This window comes from Actinocorallia aurea (genome assembly GCF_054783995.1).
In genome coordinates, this window is sequence record NZ_BAAGPQ010000002.1 from 575,884 (window position 1) to 597,976 (window position 22,093).

22 protein-coding genes are annotated in these 22,093 nt (G+C 71.7%); 8 read left to right on the forward strand and 14 right to left on the reverse strand.

Features of this window, described 5'->3' with window-relative positions:
• Positions 1-83 precede the first annotated feature (83 nt).
• The 3 genes from ACYVOM_RS02925 to sigE all read right to left on the reverse strand — a co-directional run bounded on the left by ACYVOM_RS02925 (position 84) and on the right by sigE (position 2,884).
• Positions 84-1,652 (reverse strand): S1C family serine protease, encoded by a 1,569-nt coding sequence (locus ACYVOM_RS02925; protein WP_460301617.1) that lies wholly within the window; start codon positions 1,650-1,652, stop codon positions 84-86.
• An 87-nt stretch (positions 1,653-1,739) separates the two neighbouring features.
• Entirely contained in the window at positions 1,740-2,282 is a 543-nt protein-coding gene (locus ACYVOM_RS02930) for a zf-HC2 domain-containing protein (RefSeq protein WP_460301618.1), read from the reverse strand.
• Positions 2,279-2,884, reverse strand: coding sequence for an RNA polymerase sigma factor SigE (sigE, locus tag ACYVOM_RS02935; RefSeq protein ID WP_460301619.1), 606 nt, complete (start codon positions 2,882-2,884; stop codon positions 2,279-2,281). Before sigE ends, ACYVOM_RS02930 begins: the two co-directional genes overlap by 4 nt.
• Positions 2,885-3,020: 136 nt before the next feature.
• Here sigE and ACYVOM_RS02940 point away from each other — a divergent pair, with 136 nt between their 5' ends.
• Complete coding sequence (locus ACYVOM_RS02940; RefSeq protein WP_460301620.1) at positions 3,021-3,641, forward strand: O-methyltransferase; 621 nt, start codon at positions 3,021-3,023, stop codon at positions 3,639-3,641.
• Positions 3,634-4,269 (forward strand): hypothetical protein, encoded by a 636-nt coding sequence (locus ACYVOM_RS02945; protein WP_460301621.1) that lies wholly within the window; start codon positions 3,634-3,636, stop codon positions 4,267-4,269. The genes ACYVOM_RS02940 and ACYVOM_RS02945 overlap by 8 nt, the downstream gene beginning before the upstream one ends.
• Positions 4,270-4,307: 38 nt before the next feature.
• Here the strand turns inward: ACYVOM_RS02945 and ACYVOM_RS02950 are convergent, their stop codons facing one another.
• The 4 genes from ACYVOM_RS02950 to ACYVOM_RS02965 all read right to left on the reverse strand — a co-directional run bounded on the left by ACYVOM_RS02950 (position 4,308) and on the right by ACYVOM_RS02965 (position 7,160).
• Complete coding sequence (locus ACYVOM_RS02950; RefSeq protein WP_460301622.1) at positions 4,308-5,693, reverse strand: leucyl aminopeptidase family protein; 1,386 nt, start codon at positions 5,691-5,693, stop codon at positions 4,308-4,310.
• A 119-nt stretch (positions 5,694-5,812) separates the two neighbouring features.
• On the reverse strand, positions 5,813-5,980 hold the full coding sequence (locus ACYVOM_RS02955) for a DUF3117 domain-containing protein (RefSeq protein ID WP_460301623.1): 168 nt from the start codon (positions 5,978-5,980) through the stop codon (positions 5,813-5,815).
• A 122-nt stretch (positions 5,981-6,102) separates the two neighbouring features.
• Positions 6,103-6,672: a DNA-3-methyladenine glycosylase I gene (locus tag ACYVOM_RS02960; protein ID WP_460301624.1), complete on the reverse strand. Its 570-nt coding sequence runs from the start codon at positions 6,670-6,672 to the stop codon at positions 6,103-6,105.
• Complete coding sequence (locus ACYVOM_RS02965; RefSeq protein WP_460301625.1) at positions 6,669-7,160, reverse strand: YciI family protein; 492 nt, start codon at positions 7,158-7,160, stop codon at positions 6,669-6,671. The genes ACYVOM_RS02960 and ACYVOM_RS02965 overlap by 4 nt, the downstream gene beginning before the upstream one ends.
• 39 nt (positions 7,161-7,199) lie before the next feature.
• Here ACYVOM_RS02965 and ACYVOM_RS02970 point away from each other — a divergent pair, with 39 nt between their 5' ends.
• Positions 7,200-7,505 (forward strand): hypothetical protein, encoded by a 306-nt coding sequence (locus tag ACYVOM_RS02970; protein WP_460301626.1) that lies wholly within the window; start codon positions 7,200-7,202, stop codon positions 7,503-7,505.
• A gap of 9 nt (positions 7,506-7,514) precedes the next feature.
• Here the strand turns inward: ACYVOM_RS02970 and ACYVOM_RS02975 are convergent, their stop codons facing one another.
• Positions 7,515-8,843, reverse strand: coding sequence for an alkaline phosphatase PhoX (locus ACYVOM_RS02975; protein ID WP_460301627.1), 1,329 nt, complete (start codon positions 8,841-8,843; stop codon positions 7,515-7,517).
• A gap of 85 nt (positions 8,844-8,928) precedes the next feature.
• Entirely contained in the window at positions 8,929-9,501 is a 573-nt protein-coding gene (locus tag ACYVOM_RS02980; RefSeq protein ID WP_460301628.1) for an LOG family protein, read from the reverse strand.
• Positions 9,502-9,754: 253 nt separating this feature from the next.
• On the opposite strand from ACYVOM_RS02980, the gene ACYVOM_RS02985 reads away from it, so the two are divergent.
• Together ACYVOM_RS02985 and ACYVOM_RS02990 are read left to right on the forward strand one after the other, a co-directional pair.
• Positions 9,755-10,831 (forward strand): class I SAM-dependent methyltransferase, encoded by a 1,077-nt coding sequence (locus tag ACYVOM_RS02985; protein WP_460301629.1) that lies wholly within the window; start codon positions 9,755-9,757, stop codon positions 10,829-10,831.
• 112 nt (positions 10,832-10,943) lie between these two features.
• Positions 10,944-12,140, forward strand: a complete 1,197-nt coding sequence (locus ACYVOM_RS02990) for a homogentisate 1,2-dioxygenase domain-containing protein (RefSeq protein ID WP_460301630.1) — start codon at positions 10,944-10,946, stop codon at positions 12,138-12,140.
• A gap of 78 nt (positions 12,141-12,218) precedes the next feature.
• On the opposite strand, the gene ACYVOM_RS02995 is transcribed toward ACYVOM_RS02990, so the two are convergent.
• Positions 12,219-12,710 (reverse strand): MarR family winged helix-turn-helix transcriptional regulator, encoded by a 492-nt coding sequence (locus ACYVOM_RS02995; protein ID WP_460301631.1) that lies wholly within the window; start codon positions 12,708-12,710, stop codon positions 12,219-12,221.
• A 58-nt stretch (positions 12,711-12,768) separates the two neighbouring features.
• Entirely contained in the window at positions 12,769-14,223 is a 1,455-nt protein-coding gene (locus ACYVOM_RS03000; RefSeq protein WP_460301632.1) for an MFS transporter, read from the reverse strand.
• A 217-nt stretch (positions 14,224-14,440) separates the two neighbouring features.
• Here ACYVOM_RS03000 and ACYVOM_RS03005 point away from each other — a divergent pair, with 217 nt between their 5' ends.
• The gene (locus ACYVOM_RS03005; RefSeq protein ID WP_460301633.1) at positions 14,441-15,361 is read left to right on the forward strand and encodes a TY-Chap domain-containing protein; all 921 of its coding nucleotides are present in this window, start codon (positions 14,441-14,443) and stop codon (positions 15,359-15,361) included.
• 105 nt (positions 15,362-15,466) lie between these two features.
• On the forward strand, positions 15,467-16,036 hold the full coding sequence (locus ACYVOM_RS03010) for a TetR/AcrR family transcriptional regulator (RefSeq protein ID WP_460301634.1): 570 nt from the start codon (positions 15,467-15,469) through the stop codon (positions 16,034-16,036).
• Positions 16,037-16,076: 40 nt separating this feature from the next.
• Here the strand turns inward: ACYVOM_RS03010 and ACYVOM_RS03015 are convergent, their stop codons facing one another.
• Both ACYVOM_RS03015 and ACYVOM_RS03020 read right to left on the reverse strand, forming a co-directional pair.
• Complete coding sequence (locus ACYVOM_RS03015) at positions 16,077-16,412, reverse strand: nucleotide pyrophosphohydrolase (RefSeq protein WP_460302339.1); 336 nt, start codon at positions 16,410-16,412, stop codon at positions 16,077-16,079.
• Between the two features lie 59 nt (positions 16,413-16,471).
• Complete coding sequence (locus ACYVOM_RS03020) at positions 16,472-17,056, reverse strand: fasciclin domain-containing protein (RefSeq protein WP_460301635.1); 585 nt, start codon at positions 17,054-17,056, stop codon at positions 16,472-16,474.
• Between the two features lie 376 nt (positions 17,057-17,432).
• Between ACYVOM_RS03020 and ACYVOM_RS03025 the strand changes: the two genes are divergently transcribed.
• A complete protein-coding gene (locus tag ACYVOM_RS03025) occupies positions 17,433-18,038 on the forward strand; it encodes a hypothetical protein (RefSeq protein ID WP_460301636.1) in 606 nt (201 codons plus the stop codon).
• 72 nt (positions 18,039-18,110) lie between these two features.
• Here the strand turns inward: ACYVOM_RS03025 and ACYVOM_RS03030 are convergent, their stop codons facing one another.
• Entirely contained in the window at positions 18,111-21,953 is a 3,843-nt protein-coding gene (locus ACYVOM_RS03030; RefSeq protein WP_460301637.1) for an NACHT domain-containing protein, read from the reverse strand.
• Positions 21,954-22,093 lie beyond the last annotated feature (140 nt).

The window sequence follows — 22,093 nt, forward strand, 5'->3', positions numbered from 1 at the left end:
CCGGGATCTGCGCCCGGCCCCCTTAGAGTATCCGCGCCGCACCGCCCCGCGGACAGGGCCCGGCGGCTGCCGCTCGGTCCCGGTCAGCCCTGGCCGAGGGTGACCTTGACCGTGCTCTCCTGGGTGCCGCGCCGGTAGGTGACGTTGACGGTGTCGCCCGGGGCGTGCGAGGAGATGATCACCATCAGGGCGCTCGTCGAGCTCACCGTGCGGTCGTCCACCTTGAGGATCAGGTCGTTGGGCTTGAGCCCCGCCTTGTCCGCCGGCCCGTTCTTGACGATCCCCTGGTCGTTGTTGATGATCCGGACGCCGTCACCCTGGTACTTGGTGTCCATGCTGATGCCGATCAGCGTTTTCCGGACCGTCTTGCCCTGGATCAGCGCGTCGGCGACCTGGCTCACCTTGTTGATCGGGATGGCGAAGCCGAGGCCGATGCTGCCGCTCTCGCCGCTTCCGTCGCTCAGGCTGGCGATGGCGGTGTTCATGCCGATGACCTTGCCGTCGGCCGCGTTGACCAGTGGCCCGCCCGAGTTGCCGGGGTTGATCGCGGCGTCGGTCTGCAGCGCGATGATCATGGCGCCGTCGTTGCCGTTCTCGTCGCCGGTCGGCACGACCCTGTCCTTGGCCGAGATGATGCCCGTGGTCACCGAGCCGTCGAGGCCGAGCGGAGAGCCGATCGCGATCACCGGGTCGCCCTGCGCGAGGGCGTCGGAGTCGCCGAGTTCGAGCTCGGGGAGGTCGTGCTGGCCCTGCAGCTTCAGGACGGCCACGTCGTTCTCCGGAGAGGTGCCCACGACCGTGGCGGCCATCTCCTTGCCGTCGCTGAACAGGGCGCTGATGGACGCGACGTCGCCGCTGCCACCGGCCTCCACCACGTGGTTGTTGGTGACGATGTAGCCGCCGCGGACGATGAATCCGGTGCCCGTGCCGCCTTCGCCGTTGCCGAGTTCCACCTTGATCGTCACGACGCTGGGCAGCACCCGCTGCGCGATGCCCGCGACGGACTGCGGGTCCCGGGCCTGCTCGGTCGAGCCGCTGTTCCCGCCGCCGATCGAGACCGGGGAGGAAGCGGTTCCGCCGTCCGTGGCCACCACCGCGACCCCGGCGCCGACCGCGCCGGCCACCAGCGCGATGACGAGCGCGCCGATCGCGAACACCCCGACGCCGGGCGAGCGGCGCGGCGCGGACGCGGGCGGCGGCACAGGCGCCCAGTTCGGCGCGCCGGGACCACCCGGCCCGCCGGGCGGCATCCCCATCGGCGGAGGCGGCGGAGGCGCCATCCCCGGGATGATCGGCGGTGCCTGCTGCGGTGCCGCGGGCTGGGTACCCGGCCAGTAGGCGCCCTGCTGAGCGGGCGCGAAGCCCGGACGCGGCTCGCCGTAGGCGGGCGGCGCGTCCTGGTAGGGCGGCGGGTTGTCCTGGTACCGCGGCGGCGCGGCCTCCGGCAGCCGCTGCGCGCCCGAGGCCCAGGGAGACTCCTGGGCCTGCATGATCGCGCCGTCGACCATCGTCGGCTGAGGCGCGTTGGCAGCTGCGGCAGCACGCGAGACCACGAGCTTGTCGGACGGGGCGGAGAGAGCGTCCGGAGGAGAGAACGCCGGCCCCGCGGGGCTCTCCTCGACCGCCTCGTGCGACCCCTTGTCGTCCGTCATGACCCAACTCCTCGACGAGCCTGAGATGTAACGGTTTCATGGTCGCCGACCGACCGTGTGTTTGCCGTAAGACAACCTAAACCGTACTCAGCGCTTGGCCTCGTCGAGACGTCGCGGAAGCCGCACCTGGGTGAGGCCGTTACTGCCGGAGACCTGCTGGGTGAAGGACGGAGTGACGTTCGGCACGCGGGCCGCCGTCGGGGCCACGCTGGAGGCGGTCCCCGCCCCTAGCGCGGCGAGCGCCGCCGCCCCCACGACGAACGTGCGCGCGCGCGGAACGCGCCGCCGGGGCATGTTGAAGGCTCCGGGGCTGCCGGCCGGGCGGTTGTCGCGCGGCCTCCGGTAGCGGTCGGGCAGGTCCGCCTGGCCCGTCACCATCAGCGCCTGGAAGAAATCAGGCGCCGGGACGGGTGCCGGGGGCGTCCGGCCGAGGTTGTACAGGCCGATCATCAGATCGGTGCTCGGCATCGCTCCGCCGAGCGCGCCCAGGCGCCGCTTGACCGACCGCAGCGCTTCGGCCTCGGCACGGCATTCGGCGCACAGCACGAGGTGCGCTTGAGCGCGATCGCGCTCGGCGTGGTCGAGTTCCCCGTCGACCAGCGCGGTAAGACGTTCCCCGAGGCAGCTCACAGAGTGGACCCCTTCTTCTCTGCGGGAGCGCGGTGGGCGAGGGCGGCGCGCAACTGAGCGCGGCCCCGGTGGATGCGACTGCGCACGGTGCCGATCTTGACCCCGAGCGTCGCGGCGATCTCCTCGTACGACAGCCCCTCGATGTCGCAGAGCACGACGGCGGCGCGGTAGTCCGGGGACAGCGCGTCGAGCGCGGCCTGGATGTCGCCGTCGAAGTTGGTGTCCTCATAGACCTGGGCCGGGGACTTCTCGCGTCCGGGCAGCCTGTCGGCCGCGTCCTCGGCGAGGCCCTCGAACCTGATGCGCTGCTTGCGCCGCGCCTGGTCGAGGAAGAGGTTCGTCGTGATCCGGTGCAGCCAGCCCTCGAACGTGCCGGGGGTGTAGTTGGCGAGGGAGCGGAAGACACGGACGAAGACCTCCTGGGTGAGGTCCTCCGCGTCGTGCTGGTTGCCGGTGAGCCGGTAGGCGAGCCGGTAGACGCGCAGGGAGTGGTCCTTCACGACCTGCTCCCACGAGGGCGGAGACCATTCGGCTGCGGGAGCGTTCTCCCGGCCCACGTCCCTCCCCGCGGCGCCCTGATATGGAATAGCTGAGACCGCCATGGTGTCTCAGATCACCCTTTCCCCTGCTTCGCCAAGGAACCGTGCTCCCTTGGACCGGTGATTTTTAGAACGCCTCGGAACGCGCCTTCGTTCCCCGACGGCGCTATCGTCTTGACCGCGGAGTCGATGTCAGGGCATGGAGGCGGCCATCAACGAGGTGCAGGCCTACGGGGAGTGGTTGTCCCCGGAGGATGAGCCGCTGCGCGAGGCGAGACGGCTCGGCGAGGAGTTCTCGGCCGATCCCATCGGCCCCGGCGGCGGAGCGGCCCTTCGCCTTCTGGCGTCCCTGGTCAATGCCCGGACGGTCGTGGAGATCGGCTCGGGGTGCGGCGTGTCGGGGATCTGGCTGCTGCGGGGGATGCATCCCCAGGGCGTCCTCACCAGTGTGGACGTGGAGCCGGAGAACCAGCGCCTGGCCAAGATGGCCTACGCCGACGCCGGATTCGCCGCCGGACGCACCCGGATGATCAGCGGCCGCGCCCTCGACGTGCTCCCCCGGCTCACCGACGCCGCCTACGACCTCATCTTCTGCGATGCGGTCCGGCGCGAGTACCCCGCCTACCTGGCGGCCGCGCAGCGGCTGCTGCGCCCCGGCGGGGTCGTCGTGTTCGACGACGCGCTCCGCCCCTGCTCCGACGAGGCCGACGCGCTCGGGGTGGAGAACACCGCCCGGCTCATCGCCGAGGACGAGTCCCTCATCCCCCTGCTGCTCCCCATCGGGGACGGCCTCCTGATTGCGCAGAAGCAGCGTGGCTGACACTTCCCCGGTCGAGGTAAGGCTCCGTCCGTCCTTCCAGGGCTCCGGCCAGGTCATCGGGGTGACGATCCTGCTGGTCTGCTCCGTCCTGTTCGTCATCGGCGGGCTGGCCGATCCCGCCAGCGTCGGCGGGGTCGTGTTCCTGCTCCTCGGCGGGACCGGCACCCTCGCGTTCGGCGCCGTCCTGCTGGTGCTGCTGGGCCATCTGCTGGGCCGCCGCCCGCTGCTGGTGCTGGAGGACGAGGGCGTCCGGATCCCGGCGAAGTGGCCGATGCCGCGCGACGGCGACCGGGTGCTGCCCTGGGCGGAGGTCGCCTCGGTGTGCGCGTGGAGTCAGGGCGTCCCGACCGGCAAGGGCCTCGCCCACCAGCTCGCGTTCCTCCCGGTGCCGGAGAGCGCGCAGGCGGCGAAGGTGTCGGGCGCGGAGATCCTGCGGGTCAAGACGCAGGGACTGCCCGGGGTCGCGGTGCTGCGCTGGAACGTCGCGACGCTGCCGGGCTGGACGGTCAAGGCCGATGACGTGATCCGCGAGGTGCGCAAGCGGACGGACGCCCCGTTCGAGGACCGGCGTGTCGGGCTGCCGAAGAAGCGGCGCGTCGTGCGCAAGACCGCCGAAAAGGGCGCCTGAGCCCCGGATCACCAGGATCCGGGGCCCTCGGGACAGGATCAGGCGGTGAGCCAGTCCAGGAAGAGCCGGACGCCGTACGCGGTGGCCGACGAACCGGCGCGGGCCGGGCCCGCCACGTCCAGGTGCGCCCAGGGGCGGGAGCCGGCGAACTTCTCCAGGAACAGCGCCGCCATGATCGCGCCGCCGCCGAAGCCGCGCTTCTCGATGTTGGCGACGTCGGCGACGTCCGAGACGATCGCAGGCCGGTAGTCGTCGATCAGCGGCATCCGCCAGACGGGCTCCTCGGCGGTCTTCGCGGCGGCCTCCAGCTCGGCGGCGAGGCCCTCGTCGGTGGCGAAGAGCGCGCCGTGCTTGAGCCCGAGCGCGACCTTGGCGGCGCCGGTGAGGGTGGCGATGTCGACGACGGCGTCGGGTGCGAGCTCGGCGTCGGCGTAGGCGAGCGCGTCGGCCAGCACGAGGCGGCCTTCGGCGTCGGTGTTCAGGACCTCGGAGGTCAGGCCGCCGAAGTGCGTGATCACGTCGGAGGGGCGCATGGCCGAGCCGGACGGCATGTTCTCGGCCGCCGCGATCAGCCCGGTGACCTTGACGGGCACCTGGAGGTCGCGCAGCGCGGACAGGACGCCGATGACGACGGCGCCGCCTGCCATGTCGGTCTTCATGGTGGTCATCCCGGCAGCGGGCTTGATCGAGATGCCGCCGGTGTCGAAGGTGATGCCCTTGCCGACCAGCACGATGTGCCGGGTGGCGCCTTCGGGCTCGTAGGAGAGCTGGATGAGGCGGGGCGGGCGGGGCGAGCCGGAGCCCACCGCGAGGAGGCCGCCGAAGCCCTGGGCCTTCAGCTCGTCCTCGTCCCAGACCTTCACGCCCAGGCCCTTGCCCTCGGCGACGGTGCGGGCCTGCTCGGCGAGCCAGGACGGGCCCTTCTCGTTCGAGGGGGTGTTCGTGAGGTCCCGGGCGAGGGCCGCCGCGCGCGCGTAGACCGCGCCGCGCTGGGACGGCTCCGCGCCGACCAGGACGATCTCGGCCGCGGGCTTCTTCGACTCGCCGGTCTTGAGGTGGTAGTCGTACCCGGCCAGCAGCGCGGCCTCGGTGAAGGTCGCGAGGTCGCCCTCGGGCGGGACCACCGCGAGCACGTCCTTGCCCTTGGCCCGCGCGGCGACCGCGGCCCCTGCCTTGCGGAGGTCGGCCGGGGTGCCCTTGCCGATCCCGTAGAACAGCAGTTCCCGGTACACGCCGTCCACCAGCGCGGGGACGGAGACGATCTCGCCGGCCTCGCCCTTGGCCTCCCGGTACTCCAGCAGGTCGGCGGGCACGAACCCGGTGTCGAAACCGGGATCGACGCCCTGGGGCACGGCGAGCACCTGCGCGCCGGGCACCTCGGACAGCGGACCCTCGACGGCGCGGACACCGGTCAGGACTGGCAAGGCGTTCCTCCGATGAAGAAGACGGATGAAAGGGATGATCATCCCGGAAAAGCAAAAGGGTCCCGGGCGGCCCCAGGGGGACGCGGCCGGGACCGCAAAGGCGAGAGGGGGACCGTCGGCTAACCGACGACGGCACCGAGAGCTGCGCCCAGCTCCCTGGCCTCATCGGGGGTCAGCTCCACCACGAGCCGGCCGCCGCCCTCCAGCGGCACACGCATGACGATGCCGCGACCCTCCTTGGTAACTTCGAGCGGACCGTCACCTGTCCGCGGCTTCATCGCCGCCATGCGTGCATCCCCTTCCTTCCCGGCCCAGAGGCCGTTCGGGCCTTGGGAGGCCCGGGCCGCTCCAGCTCCGCGTCTTTCAGTAGTTGACATTATCCCGTGTTCCGGGCGCGAAGTGGTAACGATCAGAAGGGGGAGATCGCTCCCGGGCCCGAGAAAGGTCTTACCGGACAGCCCAGAACATGGTCGTTGACCAGGCCGCAAGCCTGCATGAGCGCATAGGCCGTGGTCGGTCCGACGAAGCGGAAACCGGCTTTCTTCAGGGCTTTGGCGAGGCGCTTCGATCCCTCGGTGACGGCGGGCACGTCGGCCGGGGTCTTGGGGACCGGAGCGCCGGGATCGGCGAATCCCCAGATCAGCCGGGAGATCCCGCCGGGCAGGTCGAGGGCCGCGCGGGCGTTGGCGACGGCCGCCTCGATCTTGCTGCGGTTGCGCACGATGGAGGCGTCGGCCATCAGCCGGGCCACATCACGCTCGGTGTAGCCGGCCACCTTGGCGGGATCGAATCCGTCGAAGGCACGCCGGAAATTCTCCCGCTTGCGCAAGATCGTCAACCAGGACAGACCCGACTGGAACGCCTCCAAGGAAAGACGCTCGTACAGGGCCGCGTCGCCGGTGACCGGACGGCCCCATTCCTGGTCGTGGTAGAGCACGTACTCAGGCGTGGTGGCGGCCCAGGCGCACTCCGCCGTCACCGGCCCTCCTGCTCCTCCCAGTGCCAGCCCGGCTTCTCCCCGCTCTTCCATGGCTCCTCCTGCCTCTCCCACCAACCGACCGGCCCGGATCCGCCCTGGGGGTCCTCCCATGGCTCCGAGGCCGTGCTCCCGGCGTCTGCGGCGAACTCAGCGCCTTCCGCAGGCTTGGGCTCGGCCTCGACCGAGCGCCTGGCCTCGTCGCGCAGGAACACGATCTCCCGCTCGAGCCGCTCCACCTGCTGCTCGCGCACCGCGAGCGCCTGGGTGAGCTTGCCCAGCGCGTCGTTGGTGACGGGAACGTTGTACCCCCACGGGCTCTTGGGGAGCCACAGCGATCTCACGTCCGCCGACGCCGCCGCCCTGCCGTCCGGAAGGCTGCTGGGCGGGTTGTCGCCGACGGGCTCGGCGAGTTCACCGCCGCGCCCGGACGCGAGGACGACGGTGGCGGCCACCACGGCGAGCGCGGCCAGCAGGAGCACTACGGGCATCGGGGTCCCCTCCGATCGGCGTCGTCCTCAGATCGTGCCATGCTCTCAGGCATGGAGGAGCACCTGCTGTGGACGACAGGCCCGGACGATCCCGCCACGCTGATCGACGCCGGGACCGATCCGTCCGCCGATGAGGTGCGCGCCCTGCTGACGCGCGGCCCCGTGCGGGTGAGGCTCTCCGGAACGGGCAGCGGGCCGCTCGCCGCGGCGGCGGTCTACGCCTTCCTCGGGGTCGGCGCGATCGAGACCGAGGCCGACCCGCGGGAGGTGCGCCAGGTCCTCGACATGGTCGCCGCGATCAAGGGCGCCCGCCCCCCGGCGATCGGGAAGCGGGCACTGGCCTGACCGGGACGCCTAGTGGCGGTCGTCCTTGCCGTGGCGCTCGATGCGCTGCCACGGGCCGGTGATCGCGAAGGTGCAGCCCGGGCCGTCCTGCCGGTTGGCGAAGAGGGTGCGGCCGTCGGGCGAGAAGTTGACGCCGGTGAACTCGACGTCGTTGAGGGCGTTGCGGGCGACCGCGAAGGGGTCGCCCTTCGCGGTGGTGCCGATCAGGTACTGCTCGCCGTCGCCGTCCTCGGCGATGATGACGCCGCCGCCGTAGGGGGAGACGGTGATGTTGTCCGGCGAGTCGAACCGGCCGCCGGGCGCGAAGATCAGTTCGAGCTCCAGCTCGTTGCGCTTGGGGTCGTAGGTCCAGACCTGGCCCGCGTGGTCGCCGACCGCGCCGGACGACTTACGCGCGTAGGAGGCCACGAAGTAGGCCTTGTTGCGGCCCCACCAGGCGCCTTCGAGCTTCTGCGCGCGGGTGATGTCGGTGAACTGCTTGCGGGTCGAGGTGATCTTGGCCGACGGGTCCGGCACGTCCACCCACTGGACGCCCTTGAGCACGGTGCCCGCCTCGGTGATGGCGGAGAGGTCCGCGACGCCGGGGACGCGCATCGCCTGGAGGGTGCCGCCCTTGCGGTAGGAGTGGTAGCCGCCGCGGCGGGCGTCGGGGAGGAACCGGTAGAACAGGCCGAAGGGGCCGCTGGCGTCCTCGGTCAGGTAGATGACGTCGTTGCGCGGGTCGATGCACACGGCCTCGTGGGCGAAGCGGCCCAGCGGCTCGATGGGCTCGGCGACGGTCTGGCGGCCCGTCGGGTCGACCTCGAAGACCCAGCCGTGGGACTTGGTCTGGGCGGCGAAGCCCTCGGTCTCCTCGCAGCTGAGCCAGGTGCCCCACGGGGTGGCGCCGCCCGCGCAGTTGGTGGCGGTGCCGGCGAGGCTGACGTACTGGTCGATGACGTCGTTGTGCCGGTTCAGGTGCACGGTCGAGGTGCCACCGAAGGCCGCGGGGTCGTACGTCCACTCGGGGCGGGCGACGGCCTTGGTGCCGCTGCCGCCCTGCTCGTGGTTGCGGACCAGGCGCAGGTCGTCGTGGCGGCGGCCGGGGAAGGTCGCGCTGCCGTCGTGCTTGCCGGGGACGACGCCGCCGTCGGGCAGCGGGTCGCCCTGCACCGAGAGGATCTTGTACTCGAAGCCCTTCGGGAGGTCCAGGATGCCCGCGGGGTCCGGGACGAGGGGGCCATAGCCCTCGACGGGGCCGCCGGCGCCTGCGGAGGTCGCGAAGACGGAGTCGATGCTTCCGGCGAGCGCGATGGACACCGCACTCCCGGCCACGAAACCGCGGCGGGAAACACTCATGGGGTCAGAACTCCTAGATCGGGGGAGGATCCCCAGGAGCCTCGCCGATCCGGTTGAACGAACGATGTCCGGCGGCCATCCGGCCTCAGAACTCCAGCAGCTCCTCGGCCTTGCGCCCGTGCTCGGCCTCCAGGTGGTCCAGGGCCTCGCCGACCTCCGTCGCGAACCGGACGGCCTCGGCCGCGGCGGGCCGGTTGAAGCCCTCGGCGAGCAGGTGGTCCATGAGCGTGCGCAGCGGGCCGTAGACCCCGTGCGGGTCGAGGATCACGATGGGCTTCGCGTGGAAGTCGAGGCTGCGCGCGACCCAGATCTCCAGCAGTTCCTCCAGCGTGCCGATGCCGCCGGGGAGCACGAGGAAGCCGTCGGCGCGGCGGTCCATCTCGGCCTTGCGCGTGCGCATGTCGGCGACGATGACGAGTTCGTCGTTGTCGCCGTCGGGCGTCTCCTGGGCCCCGGGCATGCCCGCGGGGACGACGCCGACGGTCCTGGCGCCCCCGGCGCGGGCCGCTTCGGCGACGGCGCCCATGCACGACTGGATCCCGCCGCCCGTCACCAGGGCGTGCCCGCGGCGCGCCAGCTCGGCGCCGACCTCGCGCGCGACCTCGACGTGCTTGGTGTCGATCCGGGTGCTGGAAGCGCAGAACACCGTCACCGTCATGCCCACCGTTTTCCGCCCTCTTTCACGGTTTCGCCAGATTGATATCTGGATTCTTCCTGTTCGCGGGGTGTGCCGGAACCACCCGGCGCGGCGAGATCCCCGTGTCGCCGCCCTGGCCTGGGGTTCCGCGGGTTGTCCACAGGGCGTCCAGCGGATTTCGGGGAAAGCGGCGATGATCTGGAGTCCGGGCCCCTGGCGGGGTCCGCGCCGGCGGCGGGGGCCGCCGGAACGGGGAACCGAGGAGGGGACTTCGATGGCCGAGGTGGAGGAGCTCGTCGACCGGATGATCGGCGACACGGTGGTGGGGCTCGAACTGCTCAACATGTGGCTCGGCACGCGGCTCGGGCTGTACCGGGCGCTGGAGGAGGGACCGATGGACGCCCGCGGGCTCGCCGACGCCACGGGCATCCATCCGCGTTACGCGCGCGAATGGCTGGAGCAGCAGGGGGTCGCGGGCTGGCTGAAGGTCGCCGAGGAGGATCCGCAGGGCGATCCGTACCTCCGCGCGTTCCGCCTGCCCGAAGAGGCGCGCGAGGTCCTGCTGGACACCGACAGCCCGTTCTACCTGGGCGCGCTGCCGGAGTTCTTCACCTCGATCGCCTGGACCCTGCCCGAGGTCTCCGACGCCTACCGGCACGGCGGCGGCGTGCCCTTCTCCTCCTACGGGGCGGGCACCAGGCATGGGATCGGCGGGCTGAACCGGCCCATGTACCTGGCCTCCGTCGCGCGCTGGGTGCGGGCGCTGCCCGGGGTCGCCGAGCGGCTGAGCCGTCCCGGCGCCCGGATCCTCGATCTGGGCTGCGGCACCGGCTGGTCCACGATCGCCCTCGCGGAGGCGTTCCCCGAGGCCGAGGTCACGGGCGTCGACCTCGACCGGGCGTCGGTCGACGAGGCCAAGGGCAACGCGGCCGAACGCGGCCTGACCGACCGTGCGGTGTTCGCCTGCGCGGACGCCGCGGCGTACGAGGCCGAGGACGACCGCTTCGAGCTGGTGTGCGTCTTCGAGGCGCTGCACGACATGGCCGATCCGGTGGGGGTGCTGCGTCAGGTGCGCGGGCTCCTGGTCCCCGGAGGCTCGGTCCTCATCGGAGACGAGCGGGTCGCCGAGTCCTACACGGCGCCCGGCGATCTCCTGGAGCGGCTCAACTACGGCTTCAGCACCCTGCACTGCCTGCCCGCGACCCGGGCGGAGGAGCCGCAGGTCGAGGCGGGCACCGTCCTGCGTCCGTCGATGGTGCACGACTACGCGCTGCGGGCCGGCTTCCCCGAAGGATCGAGTGAGGCGGCCATCGAGCACGACCTGTGGCGCTTCTACCACCTGCGGGCTTGAAGAGCCGTCGCCCGGCGGGTCCTCTCACCCGTCATGGGTGATCTGGATCACAAGGCCATCGAATACAGTGAGGTCAAGGCCCGCGGCGGAGCGATCAGGGGGAGGCGAGGTCGTGGCCCACTACCGCAGTGTCGGGAACGTGCCTCCCAAACGGCACACGCAGCACCGCAACGCCGAAGGCGGCCTCTACTACGAGGAGCTGATGGGCGAGGAGGGCTTCTTCAGCGATTCCTCGCTGCTGTATCACCGCGGGCTGCCCTCCGCGCTCTCCGACGCGCGGCCCTGGACACCGCCGGGCGGGCCCGTCCGGGCGAACCTGCCCCTGCTCCCCCGGCACCTGAGGCCGCACGAGCTGTTCGGCTCCGAGGACTGGCGGGAGACCGACGTGGTGACCGGCCGCCGCGTCCTGCTCAGCAACGCCGACGTCCGGATCTGCTACGCGGTGGCGGGCAGCCCGTCCCCGCTGTTCCGCGACGCCGTGGGCGACGAGTGCGTCTACATCGAGTCGGGTGCGGGCATCCTGGAGACGGTGTTCGGGGTGCTGCCCTTCCGGCAGGGCGACTACGTCCTGATCCCGCGCGGCACCGCCCACCGCTGGGTGCCCGGGGGCGGGCAGCCTGTGCGGGCCTACTGCGTCGAGGCGTCCTCGCACATCACGCCGGTCCGGCGGTACCTGTCGAAGTACGGGCAGTTCCTGGAGCACTCGCCCTACTGCGAGCGCGATCTGCACGGCCCGTCGGAGCCCCTGCTGGCCGAGGAGACCGGCGAGGTGGAACTACTGGTGAAGCACCGGGGGCCGGAGGGCGTCGACGGCACCTCCTACCTGCTGCCGCACCACCCCTTCGACGTGGTCGGGTGGGACGGCTGCCTGTACCCGTACACCTTCAACATCGCCGACTTCGAGCCGATCACCGGGCGGATCCACCAGCCACCGCCCGTGCACCAGGTGTTCGAGGGCACGGGCTTCGTCATCTGCAACTTCGTCCCGCGGAAGGTCGACTACCACCCGCTGTCGATCCCCGTGCCCTACTACCACTCCAACGTCGACTCCGACGAGGTGATGTTCTACTGCGGCGGCGATTACGCGGCCCGCAAGGGCTCGGGCATCGGGCAGGGCTCGATCTCGCTCCACCCGGGCGGCCACACCCACGGCCCTCAGCCGGGGGCCTACGAGCGCAGCATCGGCGCCGAGTCCTTCGACGAGCTCGCCGTCATGGTCGACACCTTCCGCCCCCTCGACCTCGGCGAGGCCGCGTTCTCCTGCCAGGACCCCGCCTACCCCTGGACCTGGACCCGCCCGCCTTCCTGACCACCTCGACCCTCCCCCGCCGATCTTGGGCGGCGCAGGGCCGCAGGGCGCCGGGAGGGTGAAAGGGCGCGCCCCGGGTCAGGCGGTGGGGTCGTCCAGGTGGGCGAGGACGCGCTCCAGGGCGGCCAGGTCGTCGGCGGACAGGGCGCGCAGGACGTCCGGCGGGTTGTCGAGGATGGCCCTGGCGGTGGCGGCGGCCTCGCGGCCTTCCGGGGTGGGGCGAACGAGTTTGCGGCGGCGGTCGGCCGGATCGGGGGTGCGGGTGACGTAGCCGCGCTTGACCAGGCCCTCGACGACGAGGGAGGTGTACGGGAGGTCGGTGATGAGGCGGGTGGCGAGCAGGCTCATGCTCAGCTCGCCCTCCTCGGCCACCAGGCGCAGCGCCTTGGCCATGGCGAAGCTGATGCCGAGGGCCTCGGAGACCTCGCGGCGGCGGTCGGCCCGGTCCAGCACGAGGGAGCGCAGCCCGCGCCACACGCGGACCGCGGTCTCCTCGTTCACGGCGTCTTCTCCGGCGTCGTACTCCACCGCGCCACCGTAGCCCGCCGCGGGGGCCTGGCCGCTTCCCACTGCGCTCTCACTTTCCTGCTGCGTTCTCCACTGCATCGCGATCTCCTGGCACGGGCCGTCAGGGCTTGGCGGTGAGGGCGGGTTCGCGCGACTCCGCGGGCAGGCCCAGGCGGGCGGCGTTGCGGGTCGCGGCGGCGCGGGCGCGGGAGCCCGTGGTGAGGGCGCCGAGGAGGAAGACCGCGGCGCCGCAGCCGACGATGATCCAGTAGGCGGCCCGCTGGGCGGTGGCGAAGCCCGCGGACGACAGCTGGGCGTGGGCGACCACGGAGCCGATGACGGCGACGCCGATGGCGGTGCCCACCTGGCGGCTCGTGGAGGCGAGGGCGCCGGCGACGCCCGCCTGCTCGCGGGGCATGCCGGACACCGCGGCGTCGGTGATCGGCGAGTTCACCGTGCCGAAGCCGATGCCGAACAGGAGGAACCCCACGAGCAGCGCCCAGATCGGCAGGGTGCCGTGGGCGGTGAGGGCGAGGAGGAGGCCCGAGGCCGTCAGGCAGACCCCGGCGACGAGCAGGGGAAGGCGCGGCCCGTGCCCGCCGACGAGGCGGCCCGAGATCGGCGCGCACACGAGGGTCATCAGCGCCATCGGCAGCATGAACAGGCCCGCCTCCAGCGCGCTGTATCCGCGCACGTCCTGGAGGTAGAGGGTGTTGACGAAGAGGAACCCGCCGAGCGCGGCGCAGGCGAAGACGGCGATGAGCGCCGCCCCGGTGAAGGGCGGGCTGCGGAAGAAGCGCAGGTCGATGAAGGGGTCGGTGCGGCGCGGCTCGTACCAGAGCAGCGCGCCGAGGCAGACGACGGCGAAGGCCGCCGACCCGAGGACGACGGGACTGGTCAGCCCGTGCAGGGGTCCTTCGATGATCCCGTAGGCGGTGGCGCCGAGCAGTCCGGCGACGAGGAGCTGGCCGACGGGGTCGAAGCGCCGGGCCCGCGCGGCCTTGGACTCGGGCACGTACCGGGTGGCGAGGTAGATGGCGAGGAGGCCGACGGGGACGTTGAGCCAGAAGATGGCCCGCCAGCTCGACACCTGGACGAGCGTGCCGCCGATGAGCGGCCCGGCGGCCATGCTGATCCCGACGACGCCGCCCCAGATGCCGATGGCGCGGCCCCGCTCGCGCGGGTCGGTGAACGTGTTGGTGATGATGGCCATCGCGACGGGGTTGAGCATCGACCCGCCGACGGCCTGGAGCACCCGCGCGGCGATGAGCCAGCCGAGCCCCGGTGCGAGGCTGCACAGCAGCGACGCGGCGGTGAAGATCGCGAGCCCGATCCGGAAGACACGGCGCCTTCCGATCCTGTCGGCGAGCGCCCCGGCCGGCATGAGGAACACCGCGAGGACGAGCGTGTAGGCGTCGAGCGCCCACTGCAGCCCGGTGACCGAGGAGCCGAACTCCGTCTTGATGGACGGGAGCGCCACGTTCAGCACCGTGTTGTCCAGGCTGACGATCAGCAGGGACATGCAGCAGGCGACCAGGATGAGCATCCTGCGCCGTTTGTCCGGTGAGGATGTCACCGGCCACCCCCAGGGATAGTTACTTGTATTTCTACAAACATTATGAGAGTACAACTATTCCGGGAGCGGTCGGCGAGACGAGGTCCCGAATCGGCCGAAAAGAGTCAGGGATCACCTCCAGCAGCCGGACATCCTTGTGCGATCGCGGGGACGGGTGTCCGGATTCGGACGGACACGTTCGTTGACACCGGGTCAAGCGCTTACAGAGGGTCGTGGGATGAGTGGTTGGGATGAGTACGCGACGGTCCTCGGGGAGGTGCTGCGCACCGCGCCCGCAGACACCGAAGTGTTCTTGCGCGCCCCCGGCGGACGGCACCTTGCGCTGCACAAGCGGCCCACCCGATGGGCCGTGCACCTCTCCTCGCGTGCCTACGGAACCGACGGCGCGGCCGAAGGACTCGGCTGGGTCGGCACTCCGCAGGGTTACGCGCTCCCGCCGCCCGACCCGGCCGACGCCGTCACCGGCCTGGTGGGGACCGCCGTCCGCACGCTGCGGGAGATCCTTCTCGTCGGCGTGCCGGGCGAGGTGACGGCCACCGCCCGCCGGACCGGCGGCCCCGCCCCGGACCTCGCCGCGCTGCGCTTCCCGCTGCCCCCGGCCGCCGAACTCGACACCGCGGGCTGGCGGCGCGACCCCCGCTCGCCCTTCTGGACGGACGAGCGCACCGGCGCCCGCGTCCTCTTCCAGCCCGTCGCGAAGCCCCCGCCCGGCCCGTGGGACGACCTCCCGGCCCTGCGCCGCGCGCTGGCCCGCGATCACGCGACGGCCGGCTGCCTCATCTCGGCCGACCCCGTCACCGTCGCCGACGAGGCGGGGCTGGCCCACCTCGCCAAGGTCACCCATGCAGGCAGTCCAGGAGTCTCCTACGTCCTCACGGTCTGGTTCCTGCGCTCCACCCGCGCCGTCTGCGTCCAGCACCTCATCGACGCCCCGCCCGCGCCCGACCCCCGCTCGTCGGCCCCCTCCCCCCACCCTTACGACCCGGCCCTCACCACGGCCCTCCCCTACCTCCCCTCCGATGAGAAATCCCTCGACGCCTCCTACCCCGACCACCCCCTGACGCTCTCCCGGGTCTGGCTCCACTCACTCCCCTTGCGTCTCAAGTTCGACCCGTCCTTCGCGGCCTCACCCCGCTGAGCCTTCTGCCCGGCGCCCCCGTGCCGCGGCCATGGGTCGCGAGTCTACCGATCGGTCGGTAGACTCCCTTTCCCGCACCTTCACCCCGTTCGAGAGGAAACACCCATGGCCGCTCCCACCGGGACCGACACCCGCGCCCGCGCCCTCACCGTCTTCGCCGTCCACTTCGCCGCCGCCGGATACCACGGCACCTCGCTCGACGCGGTCGCCCGCGACGTCGGCGTCAAGAAGCCCACCCTGTACCACCACTTCCCCGGCGGAAAGGAGACGCTCTACCGCGAAACCGCCCTCGACTTCATCGCCAAGCGCGGCAGCCTCCTCGCCGAGGCCCTCGCCACCGAAGGCGCCCTCGCCGAGCGCCTGAAAGCCGTCATCCTCGCCTTCGCCGACCCCGGGGGCATCGCCACGTCCTTCGACCAGCGCGTCTTCGACGCCCTCGACCTCGTCGACGCCGACGTCCGCGACGAGATCCGCACCACCTACGTCCGCACCCTCCTCACCCCCGCCGAGGACTTCTTCGCCGCCGCCATCGCCGCCCGCTCCCTCGCCCCCGCCGACCCGCCCTTCCTCGCCAACGCCTTCCTCCATCTGGCCCGAGCCATCGACCTCACCGACGCCCCCACCCCCACCGCCGAAGCCCTCGTCACCCTCTTCCTCAAGGGCGCCCAGCCCTGACCACCCGGAGCGGGCCGCGTCAGAACCCGGCCACTCCCCCTCAGTCTTCTTCGCCGACGCGCCCGTAATACCCCGCCTCGTACCGCTCCCGCACGACGTCCGCCTTCTCCTGCGCCGCCCCCACGAGGTCGACTCCCAGCACGTCGGCCAGGCGCACGAGGTAGGAGAACACGTCGGCCATCTCCGACCGCACCGCCGCCGCCTTCTCCGGGTCTTCCATCACCCGTGCCGACTCCTGCGGCGTCAGCCATTGGAACTCCGCCAGCAACTCCCCCGCCTCCCCCGCGAGCGCCATCGCGAGGTTCTTGGGCGTGTGGAACTCCGTCCACCGCCGCCTCTCCGTCTCGGCCCGCAACCGCGCAGCCAGCTCGTTCATCCGATCCACGCGCCCAGCGTAGGACGCGCCACGCCGGGCTGCGGGAACGGCCGCGAGGCTCACGACTTGGGCAGGAGCACCGTGTCGATCACGTAGACGGTCGCGTTGGCGGTGGGCACGTTGCCGCAGACGACCTTGGCGCCGTTGACCGTGTAGGTGTCGCCGCTGCCCTCGGTGGTGAGCGCGGAACCCTGGAGCGTCTTGAAGTCGCCCTTCTGAAGGTCCGCAGGCGTCTTCTTCCCCTCGACGACGTGGTACTGGAGCACCTTGGCCAGGGCGTCCTTGTCACCGAGGAGCTTGTCCAGATCGGCCTTGGGCACCTTGGCGAACGCGTCGTTCGTCGGAGCGAAGACGGTGAGCGCCTCGGCGCTGTTCAGCGTGTCGGCGAGCCCGGCGGTGTTGATCGCGGTCGTCAGCGTCGATAGGAAGGGCACCTGCGACGCCGCCGTCGCGACCGGCTGGTCGGCGATCTCGGCGAGGCTGCCCGCCCCGCTCTGCGGCACCGCCGAACACCCGTCCCCGAACGGTTCGGCCACGACCGCCCCCGGCGCCGCGACCGCCGCCGACGCCGCTCCCGCTCCGGCCAGGCCGATCCCCAGCACGACGGCCGCCCCTGCCCCCAAGATCCCTCGCTTCATCACCATGCCCCCTTGTCCGGCGAATCCTTCGTTTCCCGACCTTCGCCGCGCCCCCACCGGCCAGATGCCGCACCAACCCACATTTGCCCCGTCTCCACCCATCCCTTGACCACCCAGCGGTGAGGGCGGGCTAGGAGGACCTGCCGTCGACGACGTCGACGCCCGCGAGACGAAGCCCCTCAGCGGGCGAGCCCGCAGCCCGCTCCGGGAACGGCCGGGACACGGCGAAGGCCGTACGCTCGGGCATCTCGGTCCTGACCGCGACCACCAACGACGCGATCGCAAGGACCGCCCCGAAGCCCCCTTGAGCACAGGACGACACCGCTCGCAACCCGACCGGAGCCCGGCGCACTCCCGGGCGAGCGGCGGCGTGCCATCTGCGATGTCCGCATCGGGCTCCCCTTTCGTTCCCCGGACCCCGCCGCGCTGCGCTTCCCGCTGCCGCCCGCCGCCGAACTTCGACACCGCGGGCTGGCGGCGCGACCCCCGCTCGCCCTTCTGGACGGACGAGCGCATAGGCGCCCGCGTCCTCTTCCAGGCCGACGCGAAGCCCCCGCCCGGCCCGTGGGACGACCTCCCGGCCCTCCGCCGCGCGCTGGCCCGCGATCACGCGACGGCCGGCTGCCTCATCTCGGCCGACCCCGTCACCGTCGCCGACGTGAAGGGCCTGGCCCACCTCGCCAAGGTCACCCAATCAGGCCGGCCGGGAGTCCCCTACGTCCTCACCGTCTGGTTCCCACGAACCACCCGCGCCGTCTGCGTCCAGCACCTCATCGACGCCCCGCCCGCGCCCGACCCCCGCTCGTCGGCCCCCTCCCCCCACCCTTACGACCCGGCCCTCACCACGGCCCTCCCCTACCTGCCTTCGGACGAGGAACCCCACGATGCCGCCCACCCTGACCAACCCCTGGCCCTCTCCCGCGCCTGGCTCCGGTCACTCCCCCTACGCCTCAAGTTCGACCCGTCCTTCGCCGCTTCACCCCGCTGAACCCTGTGCCAGGTCTACTAGTCGGTGGGGAGGGCCCGTTCCGCGGGTTGCGGGAGCCGTCGGACAGGTGCCTCAGTACTCCAGGCTGCGCAGGAGCGAGGTGTCGGGTCTGCCCAGGCGTTCTTGCGGGTTCCGGGCGAGTGCGGCGCGGAGAACGTCGAGAACGTCGGGGTCGCGGGGGGCGCTTACAGCCAGCAGCCGCATGGCCGTTCCGCGCACGGTGCGGGCAGCCTCGTCATCGGCTAGGTCGAGTAGCAAAGCCCGCGTTTCGGGCGCCTGCGGCCAGCGGGACGCGAGAGCCTCCAGCGCGGCCGTCCGCACGATGTCGTCCTCATCCGCGACGGCGCGGTCTCGGAGCAGATCGAAGGTCTCGGGCTGCTCGGGCCACCGAGAGGCCGCCTCGCTCACTGCTTTCGACCGGACGAGCGGGGCGGCGTCGGTGCAGGCGAGGCCGAAGACCCGGCTTCGGGCGCGGTCCTCGGCGGGCCATCCGTCGGCGATCGCCTCCAGGATCACCAGACGGATGCGCGAGTCCTCGGCGGCGTCCAGCACCTCCTCGAACAGGAGGAGGCGGTCCGAGGTCGGGCCCGGGGTCTGCGCCAGCGCTTCCACCGCCATCTGCACAGCCGTGTAGTCGGGCGAACGGACCAGGTCCGCCAGTTCCGACAGCACCCGTGAATGGTCCGATCGCTCCTTCTCGATCACGCGGAGCACGCGGATCCGCGCTGAGCCGCTGAGCCCGTACGGGGGGTCCTCCGCGGTCTCGTCGAGCAGCCGGCAGAGCAGACCCTCGGTACCCGGGTCACCGGGCCAGTGTTCGGCGCAAGCCATCGCCGCGCTCCGGCGGACTTCCGTGCTCGGGTCCGTCGAGGCTATGTCGCGCACGAGCGGACGGACCGCGGGGTGGTGCCGCCAGCCCTTGGCGAAATCGTCCACCGCGAGCAGGCGCACTCGGGCGGAGGGATGGCGCAGGACGTCGCGGAACCAGGCGAACCCCTCAGGGCTGCCGCCCCAAGTCTCGGCGAGGAGCATGAACGCGATGCCGTCGATCAGCGAGGAATCGTCGTTCAGGGCCAGATGGCGGAGCAGTGCACGGGTCGTCTCGGCATCGGGCGAACACATCTTCAGAGCCACGAGCGCCGCCAGGCGCCGGGGCATCTCCCCCTCGACCGCGATCCTGCGGAGCAGGGCGTCGAGATCCGGGTGACCTGGCCAGCGGCGCACCGCCTCTCGCATAAGGAAGTTCTGCGCATCGGGGTGTTCCTGCCCGGCGATGCGCGAGCACAGCCACGCGAGGAGGCCCGGCGAGTCCCGGCCGCGCAGCACATCCTCCATCAGCCCCTCCCGCACCAGGAAGTGTGGGTCGGCCGCGGCACGGTCGCGGACGAACTCCGCCGCCGGATCCTCGCGATGCCAGACCGCGAGGGTCTTGAGCGCGGCGAGTCGGGCGAAGGGACTCCAGGAGGATGTCGCCCACACGCGCAGTTCCTCAGCGGTCGTCTCCGTGCACCGGACGCGCACGGTCTCGGCGGCGAGCCCGACGTCCAGGCGCCAGTCCTGCGAGAAGGCCGTGTACCAAGCGTCGAAGCGGTCGGCCTCAAGCCAGCCGAGACCGGTGCCCGGCTCCAGCTCCATGCAGAACTTCTGGACCTCGGGCACCAGCGGGTCGACCCCGGGCAACGTGCGGTATTCAGCCGCGCGCAGAAGGTCGATCAGGGTATCGGTGAGAAGGCGGGCGTGAGGGGCGAGGGAAGACTGCTTGCGGAGGTGGCGGGCCGCGCGGAGGGAGAGGAGAACAGGACGCGGCAGGCCCGCGCGCACCCGCCAGTGCGGATCGAGGGCGATCAGGTGCAGGATCACCGCGACGGCCTGCCGCTCGGGGAGCATGGCGGTCAGCAGGAGCAGCGGTTCGGCCCACTCCGGATCGTGCGCGTGCTCGGTGTAGACGGCGAGGACGTCGTCGGGGCCGAGCAGATGCGCACGCAAGCGGTGGGCGAGGTCGTCGGCCACGAGATACTCCAGGAACGCCCGGTGAACGAAGCCATAGAGGTTCGCGCCGATCGAGGCGAGGATGAAGTTCCGCTCGCGCAGCCGCTTGAGGAGTTCCCGGGACGCCGCGACGGCCTCGGGCCTGGATGATCCGAACCTCTCGGTCAGGTGGTCGGTGAAGATCTGGACGAGTGCCGAGCCGGGCAGATGATTGCCCGGGGGACCGTCGGAGCCGCTCTGCATCCTCCTGGCGGCGGTGTGCAGCATCTCCAGTTTGTCCTCGGCCTCGACGGCCATGGCGCCCGGCAGCCCCGGGAGGAACTTGTCCATGTCCCACTGGTCGACCAGGACCGTCACGGCGTGCCGGTACACCGCGAGACGGTCGCGCGGCAGTTCCCTGCGGCGGGCAATGATCGCGAGGATCGTCAGCAGAAGCGGGTTCCCCGCGATCTCGGCCACCGCGGGAGAGGATTCGACGGCCGTGATGACCCTGGCGCGCAGGGACGCCGCCTTGACCGGATCCTCCGGGTGGCTCCGCTCGAACCAGGCCCCGGTGAAGGCGGCGATCTGGTCCGCGGTGAAGTCCTGCAGCATCGAGGTGGTGAAACCCGCGGCGTCCAGGAGCGCGCGCCGGTATCCCATCACCCGGGAGGTGACGACGACCTTCACGGCGGGATGGCGGGCTGCGAAGCCCTCGATCTCCTTGGTGACATCGGTGCGGACGGCCGGATCGAAGATCTCGTCGAGTCCGTCGAACACGACGAGGGCGCGCCCGTCCGTGCTGAGGAACTCTTCCAGGACGCGCTTGGGCAGCCCGAGGTGCTGGGTCCGCTCCATCTCGTCGATGAGGTCGAGGAACGTCCTGCCCCGGTAGCGCGGATCGGCGTAGGCGCGCAGTTCCACCAGCAGCGGGAGCCTTGTGGCGAGGTCGCCGGGCAGCGGCGGTGCGGCGTCGGGATCGGTCTGCGCCGCGGCGGAGGCGACCATGAGATAGCGGGCCAGCGTCGACTTGCCTGAGCCGGGATCTCCGAGGATCACCGTTCTCTGCGCGGCGGCGACCGCGTCGAGGACCCCGCGCAGTTCGCGGGCCCGATAGGAGTCGCGTGCCGCGGCGAACCACTCGGGGTCCAGGCCCTCCGGCACGTCGCAGGCCGCCAGTTCCTCGTCCCCCAGGAGCCTGCGCAGCAGCGCGCGGGGCAGACCGAGCAGCTCCGGAGGGGGCGGATCGGCCTTGACGTGCTGGGGGACGAAGATGCCGTCAAGAGTCATCGGCGGGTGGTCGCCCCTCCCGTCCAGGGGGGTGAGGATCTCCAGGTCGATGCGGTGGTAGCGGCGGCGCAGGCTGTGCAGATAGGTGAGACGGATTACGGACGGGTCCTCGGCGTCTCCTGGTGGGGCGACCAGCGCGCGCAAGAGTTCGCGGAGGTCGTCCAGGCTTCCGGCCAGCCGGGAGGCCACAAGATCGGGGATCTCCCCGATCAGCCCCTCCTGGCGTTCGGCGCGCAGCGCGTGGACCAGCTCCGCCGGCCCGCTCGCCGCGACGGCCCGTTCGACCGCCTCGGCGAAGGCGTCGGCCAGGTCCCGTGCCAGCGCGTCGGGATCCACCGGCACGGTGTCGAAGAAGAGCGCGCCGTGCTCGTCGGCCATCGCACGCAGCGAATCGAGCTGTGCGGCCACCGCGGCTTTCAGGCCCCCGGAGGCGGTGGCCTCGGGCACCGCCTCCGGGGGCCGGGTGAAGACCAGGCTCAGCGCGCTGCGGAGCCGGTCCTGCGCGTCGGGAGCGATGCCCGAGACGACCTTTTCCGCGGCCGTCCCCATCGCCTCGCGGATGAGCCGTTCCTCGGGGCTTCCCCGGAGCAGCCCGAGCCACGTGTCACCCGCAAGGGCCCCCAGCCAACCCATCAGCGGATCGGTCAGTACCGACACTCTCGGCCTCCCGCCTCGCCGTGATTTTTGTGGGACGAGACAAGCGCGTGGGCGCCCCGTTTCCAGCCGGTTCCGGCGGATCGGCCAGGTCCGGACACTCCTCCGGCGTGACGATCGTCGCCCGCGAGTTCGCCGAACAT